9 protein-coding genes are annotated in these 10,383 nt (G+C 68.8%); 5 read left to right on the top strand and 4 right to left on the bottom strand.

The features are described 5' to 3' along the window. Nucleotides 1-618 (top strand): hypothetical protein (locus ACJ8AT_RS31050; RefSeq protein ID WP_407741553.1); only part of this gene is annotated, 618 nt, incomplete at its 5' end. Nucleotides 619-643: 25 nt separating this feature from the next. Here the strand turns inward: ACJ8AT_RS31050 and ACJ8AT_RS31045 are convergent. Both ACJ8AT_RS31045 and ACJ8AT_RS31040 read right to left on the bottom strand, forming a co-directional pair. Continuing rightward, nucleotides 644-2,044, bottom strand: coding sequence for a DUF4241 domain-containing protein (locus tag ACJ8AT_RS31045; RefSeq protein WP_407741552.1), 1,401 nt, complete (start codon nucleotides 2,042-2,044; stop codon nucleotides 644-646). A 397-nt stretch (nucleotides 2,045-2,441) separates the two neighbouring features. Continuing rightward, complete coding sequence (locus tag ACJ8AT_RS31040) at nucleotides 2,442-4,541, bottom strand: thioredoxin domain-containing protein (RefSeq protein ID WP_407741551.1); 2,100 nt, start codon at nucleotides 4,539-4,541, stop codon at nucleotides 2,442-2,444. Between the two features lie 93 nt (nucleotides 4,542-4,634). On the opposite strand from ACJ8AT_RS31040, the gene ACJ8AT_RS31035 reads away from it, so the two are divergent. From ACJ8AT_RS31035 to ACJ8AT_RS31020, 4 genes are all read left to right on the top strand, one after another. Next, nucleotides 4,635-6,023: an ArnT family glycosyltransferase gene (locus ACJ8AT_RS31035; protein ID WP_407741550.1), complete on the top strand. Its 1,389-nt coding sequence runs from the start codon at nucleotides 4,635-4,637 to the stop codon at nucleotides 6,021-6,023. Nucleotides 6,024-6,162: 139 nt separating this feature from the next. Then, a complete protein-coding gene (locus ACJ8AT_RS31030; RefSeq protein ID WP_407741549.1) occupies nucleotides 6,163-6,435 on the top strand; it encodes a hypothetical protein in 273 nt (90 codons plus the stop codon). A gap of 119 nt (nucleotides 6,436-6,554) precedes the next feature. After that, nucleotides 6,555-7,565, top strand: coding sequence for a hypothetical protein (locus tag ACJ8AT_RS31025; protein WP_407741548.1), 1,011 nt, complete (start codon nucleotides 6,555-6,557; stop codon nucleotides 7,563-7,565). 107 nt (nucleotides 7,566-7,672) lie between these two features. Beyond that, entirely contained in the window at nucleotides 7,673-7,840 is a 168-nt protein-coding gene (locus tag ACJ8AT_RS31020; RefSeq protein ID WP_407741547.1) for a hypothetical protein, read from the top strand. 73 nt (nucleotides 7,841-7,913) lie between these two features. Here ACJ8AT_RS31020 and ACJ8AT_RS31015 read toward each other — a convergent pair whose 3' ends face one another. Together ACJ8AT_RS31015 and ACJ8AT_RS31010 are read right to left on the bottom strand one after the other, a co-directional pair. After that, on the bottom strand, nucleotides 7,914-8,372 hold the full coding sequence (locus tag ACJ8AT_RS31015) for an AAA family ATPase (protein WP_407741546.1): 459 nt from the start codon (nucleotides 8,370-8,372) through the stop codon (nucleotides 7,914-7,916). Nucleotides 8,373-8,505: 133 nt separating this feature from the next. Next, entirely contained in the window at nucleotides 8,506-9,051 is a 546-nt protein-coding gene (locus ACJ8AT_RS31010) for a hypothetical protein (protein ID WP_407741545.1), read from the bottom strand. Nucleotides 9,052-10,383: the final 1,332 nt, after the last annotated feature.

Here is a 10,383-nt window from a genome sequence, read left to right as displayed (position 1 = left end):
CTCGCGCTGATCCCCGGCCCCGAGTCGGTCGCGCTGCTGGAGCTCGCCTCGCGGCACTCGGATCCCGAGGTGCGGCTGGAGTCGCTGTATGCCCGGAGCCGGCAGAACGTTCCCGGCGCGGTGGAGGAGCTGGCACGCGCCACGCTGGATCCGGAGATCGCCCTGCGAGCGCGCGAGTACCTCAAGGAGCTGGGCAAGGCGCACCTCCGCCCGAAGGAGGCGGATGATCCCGTCCTCCTGGCGAAGGCGGAGCTCGTCCGCTGGCTGCGGCACCCCAACGAGTTCGGCGAGACACCCGAGTCCATCGAGCTGTGGGATCGGCGTGTGCTCGACTGGCCTCCCACGGGAGACCGCCGCGAGCTGTTCCTGTTCCACTACCGCTACCCCTCCTATGTCTATGGACAGGAGGCGCAATGGGAGGAGGGAGTGGGGCTCGTGGGCTCTGTCACCTTCAGCCTCACGAACGACACGAAGCCTCCACCGGAGGGGACTCCCGAGGACGCTTACGCGGCCCATTGCCTGTGGGAGCTCGGCCAGGAGGGGGATCCGCGCGCCAAGACGTTGACCCCGGACCAGGTGCGAGCCCTGCTGGGCTTCCCACCGAAGACCCTGCACTGAGCGGCCGAGCACTGTCTCGCCCGGCTCACGCGTGGTGGCGCAGGAGATCCCGGGCGAACCACGCCAGGAGCGGCTCCTTGCTGGAGGCCGCGTGCCAGAGCGCGGTGCGCGCCGGCACCGAGAGCAGGGGGAACGAGTTCAGCGAGTTGGCGGCCGCCACCCGCAGCTCCACGTCCATCCCATCGTCGATGATGATGTTCGCCAGCGCCTCGAGGGCCGCCTCATGGTGCCCGGACAAGCGCGAGTGGCTCAGCCGCAACGCCGCGGAGACCCGCAGCTCCAGGTCCCCCGTGCGCAAGAGCCGCACGAGCAGCTCCCACGCCTCGGGCCGGTGCTCGCCGAGATCCCACACGAACCCCTTGATGGCGGGCTGGAGGCTGCGCTCTCCATCCTCGAGCCGCTGGATGAGCACGGAGAGGATGCGCTCGGCGATGGGCTGGAAGCGCTGCGGATCCCTCGAGCAGATGGCGATGCTCCCCACCGCGCGCAGCAGCGCCGCCAGCGGCTCGCCCTTCACCCCCGAGGCCAGCGCCCGGGCAATGAACTCCACCTGCTCCGGGGCCTCGGCGCACACCCGGGCGATGGCGGCGGCGGCGTACTCACGCTCGGCGGAGTCGCTCTCGGTGGCGAGGATGCGTCCAATGAGCACCCCCACCGCCTCGCGCGCCTCGCCGCCGTAGCCGCCGATCTCCCTCAGCGCCCGGCCTCGCATCTCCGCGTCGCCATAGCGCAGGTGCCCCATCAGCTCGCGCACGCGCGAGTTCCGGGCATCCACATCATCCGGTGGCAGCGTCGGCCGCTGCAGGTCCAGGTGCTGGAGATCCGTGATCAGGCACACGGGCCGGCCGTCCTCGGCGAGCCCCCACCACGAGCTGTACGCGCTGTGGGCCATGGCGGACGGAGCGAGCGTGCCGGACGAGAAGGCGACCACATTGGCGCCGGACTTCCCATCCAGCGTCAGCACGGTGCTGGACCACGAGGGCGCGTCCCCATCCGTGAAGGTCTCGATGAACTGGCGGCCCCTATCGGGCACCCGGTCCACCACGTCCGCATCGAGGAACGCGGTGATGTCCGGATCGGCCCGGTAGCCATAGCGCTGATTGGGGCGCAGGGCCCTGGGGCTGCGCTCGCCGCGCGCCGCCATCTCCCAGCGGACGGGGCGCTCGTCCTCGAAGCGCACCATGGCCATGGCGATGAACTCGTGCGACGTGGGCGAGCTGGCGCGGCCCGTGCGGATGATGCTGAGCACCACCGGGTAGCGGCCCGGGCGGACAGTGCGAGAGAAGGGCTCGCGGTGATCCAGCGCCAGCAGGGCCAGCAGGTGCGCGCCGGGCAAGGGGCGCGGAGGCAGGGTGAGCGGGTTGCACGCGACGATGCGCCCGCTGGTCAGGACCAGCGTGCCGACATGATGCGTGGAGACAGCCACGGGCCTGCCCCGATCAAGCAGCACCCTGCTGTCCTCAAATGCTGCCAGCAGGTCTTGCGTGGCGCTGCTCACTCTCATCGAAGAAAAGCCCCCGCTGCGATTGTACCCGCTCTTCTGGCCGCGTGCTGAAAGAGGTTTCGGGAGCCAGAGAGTAGGCGCTGGCGCGGTGGAGGGAAGTCCTGCCGCGGGCCGGCCGGACAGCACCCGCGCCCTCGGAATGAGCCTGCGACCACGCCCCAACAGGACAGAGCGGAGAATCATCCTGCTCCGCTCACTCTGGGAGGGGCCGCCCTGGCGCATCAGGTAGGAGAGGCGCGCCCTCTTCCGTAGCTCAAACGCCCGCCATCCGCGGAGTCTTTCCAGGAGATCATGTTCTCCTGCTTGAGCAGGAGCCGGATCAGCTCCCGTTCCCCGTGGGCCGGGCCTGGAGGCGTTGGGCCAGCTCCTGCGCGGCGGTGAGGGGACGCTCGCAGGAGAAGCCGCGGCACACGTAGGCGGCGCCCTGGCCGGCCACGGGTTCGCGCGCCTCGAAGAGCTCCTTGAGCAGCGGAGGCACCGGGGCGCCCGGCTCCTTCCACCCGAAGGAGAAGGTGGGGGCGAAGACGCGGTTGGCCGAGGCCAGGAGTGGAGCCACCTGCTCGCGAGTCCCCGAGAAGGTGACGCCCGCGGCGCCATCGAGGAACGTGTCCGCGGCGAGCCCCAGGTAGCCGTAGCCCAGGGGGTTCTCCTCGAGTGGCCCGCGCATGCGGGAGATGTAGCGCTCGGGGAACTCCAGCCAGGCCTTGTCACCGGTGAGCGCGGCGAGCGTCACCTGGGCCTCGGTGAGCGTCGAGGCGCCCGAGGGGAAGGCGTTGTCGAAGAGGGAGTAGGTGGCCACCACGAGATCCTTCTGCCCCTTGGGCGCGGAGAGGTACGCCTGCTTCTCCTCGTCCCAGAAGAGCGCCACCGCGCGCTTCACCAGCGCCACCGCGGCCTCGAGGTACCTGGCCTCGAAGGTGGCCTGGTAGAGCGCGGTGAGGCCAGCGGAGAGATCTCCATAGTCCTCCAGGAAGGCGTCGATGCGGCTGCCACCCTCCTCGTACGAGCGCACCAGCCGTGTGCCGTCCCACATCCGCGAGAGCACGAAGTCCGCCGCGCCCGCGGCGAGCCGGGCCCACTCGGGGCGCTCGAAGACGCGCGAGGCGAAGGCCAGCCCTCGGATCATCAGCCCGTTCCAGCCGGCCAGGAGCTTGTCGTCGCGGCCGGGCTTCACGCGCTTCTCACGCAGCTCGAAGAGGGCTCGGCGGGCGTCGGCCAGCTCACGCTCCATCGCCTCCACCGGCAGCCCGCGCTCATGGGCGAGCTGCGCGGCGGGGACGACCACCTCCAGCACCGTGGCGCGGTGCTCGAAGTTGCCCTGGGGGGTGATGCGGAAGTGGCGCATCAACAGATCGGCCTGCGCGCTGTGCAGCGCGAGGACGTCCTCCACCTTCCAGACGAAGAACTTGCCCTCCTCGCCCTCGCTGTCCGCGTCCTGGGCGGCGTAGAAGCCGCCACGCGAGTCCGTCATCTCGCGCCGCACGTACTCCACCGTCTCCTCGACCACCTTGCGCCAGAGGGGCCGGGGCTCGATCTGCTCCGCCTCCGAGTACAGGTGGAGGAGCTGGGCATTGTCGTAGAGCATCTTCTCGAAGTGGGGCACCAGCCAGCGCTCGTCCACGGAGTAGCGGTGGAAGCCGCCCCCGAGCTGATCATAGATGCCGCCCAGCGCCATGCGCTCCAGCGTCCGCAGCACCGCGTCCTTGAGCGCCGGAGGCCCGCCGCGCCGCCACGCGCGCAGCATGAAGGACACGTCCATGGGGTTGGGGAACTTGGGCGCGCGGCCGAAGCCTCCGTTCACTGGATCCACCTGGCGCAGCATCCGCTCGCCCATCTTCACCACGTCCGAGTCGGACAGTGCCCCGGGGGCCGCATCCAGGCCATAGGCGGCCAGCTCGCCGAGCCCCTCGTGGAAGTTCTCCGCCTGCTGGAGCACCTTCTGGCGATCGCTCGTCCACGCGTCGTGGAGCGCCGCCAGCAACCGGGGGAACCCTGGCCGGCCGTACTTGTCCACGGGTGGAAAGTAGGTGCCCCCGTAGAAGGGGCGCAGGTCCGGGGTGAGGAACACCGTGAGCGGCCAGCCGCCGCCCTGCCCCATGAGCTGCACCACGCCCTGGTAGATCTGATCCAGGTCCGGCCGCTCCTCGCGGTCCACCTTGATGTTGATGAAGCCCTCGTTCATCTGCTGGGCGATGGTGGGGTTCTCGAAGGACTCGTGCGCCATCACATGGCACCAGTGGCACGCGGAGTAGCCCACGGAGAGCAGGATGGGCTTGTCCTCGGCCCGGGCGCGCGCGAGGGCCTCTTCTCCCCAGGGGTACCAGTCCACGGGGTTGTGGGCGTGCTGGCGCAGGTAGGGCGAGGACTCGCGCGCGAGGCGGTTGGTCTTGCCGGACGAGGGTGGTGTCGGATGGGCCATATGGCTATGCGAGCAGGCACCTGCTGCCCTTTCAAGCTCCGTAACTCCAACAGAGCACTGGCCAACGGGCGCCGGTTGCGCTTTGTCCAGGGCGTGGACGTTCCCGCCGCCCCACCCAACGCGGTGTCCCCGAGAACCTGTGTCACCCTGCTCGGGGTGGCCGTGGCGGTGCGGCTGGCGCTCGCGCTGGGCACGGACGTCTACTTCGACGAGGCGTACTACTGGCAGTGGGCCCGGCACCTCGCGTGGGGCTACTTCGATCACCCGCCGCTCATCGCCTGGTGGATCGCGGCGGTGGGCATCCGGCCCGCGGCCCTGCTGTGCGGGGCGGGCACGGCGGCGGCGCTCTGGGGGCTCGCCCGGGACGTGCACGGCAGCCGGGAGGCGGCGTGGCGCGCGGCGGCGCTGTGGAGCGTGCTCCCGGTGGCGACGATGACGGGGGTGCTGGCCACGCCGGATGCGCCCTTGCTGCTGTTCTGGACGCTCGCGCTGTGGGCGCTGTGGCGCGAGCGGTGGGTGCTGGCGGGGCTGGCCTCGGGGCTCGCGCTGCTGTCGAAGTACCCGGCGGTGCTGATCGCGCTGGCGTTCCTCGTCACGGCGGTGCGCCAGCGGCGGCTGCCCGCGGGAGCGTGGGTGACGGCGCTGCTGGGCGTGCTGCTCTTCCTGCCGGTGGTGCTGTGGAACGCCCACCGGGAGTGGGTGGGCTTCGCCTTCCAGCTTCGGCACGGCCTGTCAGGCTCGGGGCAGCTCAAGTTCTTCGCGGAGTTCCTCGGCGGGCAGCTCGCGCTCGGAGGCCCGGTGCTGCTGCCGCTGGCCCTGGTGTACGCCGTGCGCGGCCCCCGCGAGCAGTTCCTCCTGCGAGCCGCGACGCTGATCCCCTTGCTCTTCTTCGGCTACGCGGCGCTGCGGGCGCGAGGCGAGGCCAACTGGCCCGCGGCGGCCTACCTGACGACATGCGTGGGCGTGGCGGGGATGAGGCCCGTGTGGTTCCGAGTGGCGGCCTTCAGCGGGCTGGCCATCGTGCTGGTGATGAGCTCGCACCTGCTCTTCCCCGTGGTGCGGCTCCCGAGGGACATACCGCTGGCACGCACCCACGGGTGGGACGTGCTCTCCGCGCTCGCCGAGCCGGGACGGCTCTTCCCCGGCGCCCAGGCGCAAAGGGTGGCCGTGGTCTACGCCCCGAACTACCAGTACGCCTCGCAGGCGGCGCGCTACTCCGGGCTGCCGGCGGACACGGCGGGAGACGTGCGCAAGAGCCAGTACGACTTGTGGCCCGAGCCGCCGCTGGCACCAGGACAGGACGCCCTCTACTACGCCGAGGGCTTCAAGCCCCCCGCCTCGCTGACCTCGCGCTTCACCTCGGTGGAGGGGCCCGTGGAGCTGACCTCCGACTTCCGAGGCCGGCGGGTGCACACCTTCCAGGTGTGGTGGCTCCGCGGCGCGCACCCCGAATCCTCCCTTTCTCCGCGAGGCCCGCCTTGAGGTGCAAGCCATCTGGCTGGCGTTCCCCTCCAGGCAGGCAGCCAAGAGAGCCCTCCTCCTGCCATCCCCTCCCATCTGCTCGGGAATGAGCAGCTTGGGGGGACACAGAGAAGGGGAACCCATGCCCGAGCAACGGCCCATGACACCCGATGCACCCGTGAAAGAGCCGGAGCCGCGAAAGTCGCCGCAGCAGGAGCCCGTCCGCGGACCGCCAGAGGTGGAGCCGCGCCGCGAGCACCAGCCAGAGATTGAACCGCCCACGCGCCAGCCGCCGGAGGTTGAGCCGCCCCACCACGAGCCGCCGCTGACGGAGCCGACGCGCCACACCGAACCGGAGCTGCAGCCTCCCGGCATCCACGAGGCGCCCGATCCGGACACGCTCCCCATGGGTCAGCCGAGCATCATCGCGTAGGCTTCAGCCACGCGGCACGAGAGAATTTTTCCGCTCCGTGCGGACATCAATCGCGGCGTGCACCGGAACGTGGGCTTCTGTTCTAGGCTTTCGAGCCCACCCACTTCCGCGTGCCCCATATGCGCTCCCTGCCCGTTCTTCAAGCTCTCTGGAAGGCGCTCCTTGTCTTGATGCTGCTGTTCTGCGCGTTGCCTCCGCGGGCCGAGGCGCAGACCCAGAAGAAGACCCAGAAGAAGACGCAGGGGAAGGCCAAGTCCCACTCGAAGACCCAGGGGAAGACGAAGCCTTCGGAGCAAGTAAAGACGCCGGAGCCGCAGAACGCTCCGGCACAGGAAGCGCCCAAGACCCAGGAGCCGGAGAAGGCGCAAGTGCCGGACAAGGCGCTGACGCAGGACAAGCCGCTGACGCCGGCCAAGGCGCCGCTGCAGCCGAAGGCCCAGATCCCACCCAAGCCCCCGGAGAAGGTCCTGCCGCAGTCCGTGGTTCAGGAGCAGGAGCGAGCCGAGGCCCGGTCGCAGCTGCGAATCGGCGTCGCGCTGGATCTCTTCGCCGAGAGGGCGACGATGTCGGGCACGCAGACGATCAACACCTCGCCGCGTGACGAGTCGTTCGACTACAGCAGCGCCACCTTCCTCTCGGCCACGCTGTCCATGAGCGTCCCGGCGCCCATCGCCAAGGACCGGGCGCGCATTGGCGGAGCGGTGCGCTTGTTCGGCAACTACAGCGCGGATGGAGACCACCCGTTCGGCTTCGGCCTGTTCAATCAGGCCTTCGTGACGGGCGAGTACGGCCTGCCAGTGGCGGACAGGCTCGAGGCAGTGTTCGGCGGCCGGGTGGGGCTGTCGCTGCTCATCCCCGGCCACGAGATGAGCGCGGAGATCCACCGGCTCCAGGACCAGGGCGTGGACGTGTTGAGCGTGCCGCGCGTCGGCTGGCTGGGAGGACTGTCCGCGGGAGCGCGGCGGCGGATGAGCGATCACATCCTCCTGCGCGCGGACCTGTCCGGCCAGCTCGAGAAGCTCTACCTCTTCGCCACGAGCGAGGACCTGGGTGGGCTCCACTTCGACAAGCACTGGAGCACCCTGGGCCTGCGGCTGGGGCTCACGCTCGGAGTCGAGTTCGCCCTCTGAGGCTGCCTGCCCGGCAAGCGGGCGATAGGGACGCGGGGCATCCAGACGGGCCGAGCGACATTGTTGGGATGAAGGGCTGTGCTTCCACTCGCTCATGGGGACACACGATGAAGAACAATCCCTTTCCCACCGGCCCACGGGGTTGGAATCCGATCAAGCCCAAGAATGTGGGCAACCCGGTCTCGAAGGTGACCTTGGTGGCGGGCAAGCGCATCGGAGGCGCCCAGCGCGCGGAGCAGGCCCGGCAACAGAAGCGGCGTGACACGAAGCGCTGAACCTTCGCCACGCCGGGATTGCGAGCCTGACGAGGTCCTTTACGGAGAGTGTGCTCCGCAAGCTCGTCGGGGTTCATGGCTCTCTCCCATTGGTGACGTCAAAGGTTCCTTCAGGGGTGAGGCGGACAAAGTACAGCGCGTCGAAGCCCTCGGCGAGGCTCGGCCAGCGCAGCACCTTGCGCGTGGCATAGAGCGCCACCTCGGCCACCCGCGCCCGCCCTTCTCTCTTCGCGTTGCGCGCCAGGCAGTCCTCCAGGCGCGACTCGAAGGCGTAGCCGACGACTCGAGCGCCGTGGGACTTGCCCAGGGAGATGAGGGGCGCGCGAAGCTCGGGGGTGGGGTTGGTGTTGTCCACCACCACCGAGCGGCCCGACGCGAGCGCCTCGGAGATGAGGCGTCGCTGGCGGGCCTCGCGCCTGCGAGCGTGCGGCCAGAGGTCCTTGCTCACCAGCACATGCGAGTCGGCGAAGCGCTCTCGATAGAAGCTGCTCTTGCCGGATCCCTGCAGGCCGATGAAGAGGACGAGTTCCATGGCGGAGGCGTCTCAGACAAGCCACTCTGCCCCATCTGACCGCCCTCCTGCCTCCCCATGAAACGAAGGAAGGAGGAACTCCCTGGAAGAAGCCCCTCGCTCCGGCTTTCGCAGGTGAGCGCGCGACCTGCCGCTACGGCAGCAGCCAGCTCAGGAGGCTCCACTTGTGGGAGCGCCCAGCCTTGATGTTGAGGATCGCGGTGAGCGCGATGATGCCGGCGGCGGCGACGATGTTCGCGCGGCCCAGCCAGTTCACGACCGTCTGCCCCTTGACGTCGAGCTCGGGCGTCTCCGCCGCGGGCTCGCTGCCGGACTCCACCGGGGGCTCGCGGGTGCCCCACACCCGCCCGACGATGAGCGAGCCCAGACCCGCCAGGGTGTAGACGCCCACCAGCACATCCTTGGCGAGCACAAGGCCACGGGTGTCATCATCGATCTCGCCGCCGGAGAGAGAGCTGCGACCGATGATCCAGGTCAGCGCCACCGAGCCCAGGGCGAAGGCGTTGACGGGGCTGAAACCTTTCCAGGCTTGATTCAGGATCTCCCCGCGCTCCTTCGTGTCATCGATGGTCTTCACCGCGGGGTGCAGCGCCATCTGGCCAAACAGGGAGCCACCAAAGCCGGCCGCCAGTCCGAGGTTGTGCAGGGTCAGCGCCGATCCAGTCCACATCGCTTTCATGCGTACTTCCTCCATGTGTGAGCGAGGTGAGGGTGTGCATGACCGGGATCAGGCTCCAGACTCACCCCAAGAACCCTGGAGAGCACGGCTGCACGAGTGCCCTGGCTCCGGGCAATCAGCCCGCTACTGGCCGGCTCGGCGTACCGCCATCAAGCGCCGAAGTGGGTATGGGCGGTGGCAGGGGGAGTGGAGCATCAGAGCCGCCGTCCCGAAGCCCGGGAGGCTGGGGGGGTGGCGCTTTCAAGAGTTCGTCATACCCCGAGGGAACTCCGGGTCTCGCGGGGACCCACCCCCCAGCATCCAGATCAACCGGCTGGAGGGGCCCTTCCGGTTCTCCGTCAAAGAGGCGTCGGAGGATGCGGCCATCGGTGCTGATGGCATACCTGACACCTCCATCCAGTGGCCTGGAACTGCTGCAATATTTATAGTCTGGCAGGATATAAATGAAGATGATGTTACCTTGGCGCAGCACGCGGTAACGCTGTGCCTCCTGCCTGGAGTCACACGGTCGGTGACTTCCTCCGGTTGGGAGAAAGTCGTTAGCGGCAATCGCCAGAGCCCGGAGCGTCACACCATCCAACTCGTATGGCGCGCCCTGGGAGCCCACTTCGACAGCGGCTCGATCGAAGAATTGTGGAAAGTGGATCGATGAATCCTCTTCCACCCTGGCGGGCGCCGGGGAAGGGCTTCGCACACAGCCCCAGAGGCTGGCGATGAGCAGGAGTAGGAGAGAGGGCATTCGCATGGGATTCACTCAAGAAAGTTGTGTCCGGCGCATCTATTCCGTGTCGAGGCGATAGCTCCCATCGTCCAGCCATGTCACGGTCCCTAGCTTCTTGCGCAACCATCCGGCTTGAGTGTGAGCCCACTGATCCAGCGTGCGGGTGTCAGGGGTGTACTGGTAGTACCCATCACATGTCGGAGCTTGAGGGTCGGTTGAGTTCGAGAAGAACGCGACGATGGCGAGCGGGATTCTTCCCTCCTTGGTGTTGACAACCCACTCATCACCCGGCTCAGACTGATCCGTAAGCATGCTCAGCTCATACTTGTTGTCCGGGGTGTAATAGAGTCAGGCGCAGCAGCAGGCGAAGCAGCTCACGTGTCCTCTGCATCGTCACCGGCTCCCTTGGGCCGCAGCAGCTCGTCCAGCCCGGAGCTTGGGTCGGAATCCGCGAGAGCGCAAGCCGACATGCCCGCCCTCTGGCATAACTGTCTCCATGCCTCGCGACGTCTCCTTCTTCGACCAGCTCGGCCGGCTCCTCGCCATGGAGCGCGATGCCGAGCGTGCCCGCTCCGCCGCGCTCGCCCAGAGCATGACCCTGCGCGAGCGCG

Source organism: Hyalangium sp. (assembly GCF_045802625.1).
In the GTDB taxonomy this organism is placed as follows: domain Bacteria; phylum Myxococcota; class Myxococcia; order Myxococcales; family Myxococcaceae; genus Hyalangium.
This window is presented reverse-complemented; position numbering and strand designations above follow the sequence as displayed.

Coding starts and splice junctions, on each gene's coding strand:
- ACJ8AT_RS31040 (WP_407741551.1), bottom strand. CDS start 4,541: ATGGCCCATCCGACACCACCCTCGTCCGGCAAGACCAACCGCCTCGCG.
- ACJ8AT_RS31030 (WP_407741549.1), top strand. CDS start 6,163: ATGACACCCGATGCACCCGTGAAAGAGCCGGAGCCGCGAAAGTCGCCG.
- ACJ8AT_RS31025 (WP_407741548.1), top strand. CDS start 6,555: ATGCGCTCCCTGCCCGTTCTTCAAGCTCTCTGGAAGGCGCTCCTTGTC.
- ACJ8AT_RS31020 (WP_407741547.1), top strand. CDS start 7,673: ATGAAGAACAATCCCTTTCCCACCGGCCCACGGGGTTGGAATCCGATC.
- ACJ8AT_RS31015 (WP_407741546.1), bottom strand. CDS start 8,372: ATGGAACTCGTCCTCTTCATCGGCCTGCAGGGATCCGGCAAGAGCAGC.
- ACJ8AT_RS31010 (WP_407741545.1), bottom strand. CDS start 9,051: ATGAAAGCGATGTGGACTGGATCGGCGCTGACCCTGCACAACCTCGGA.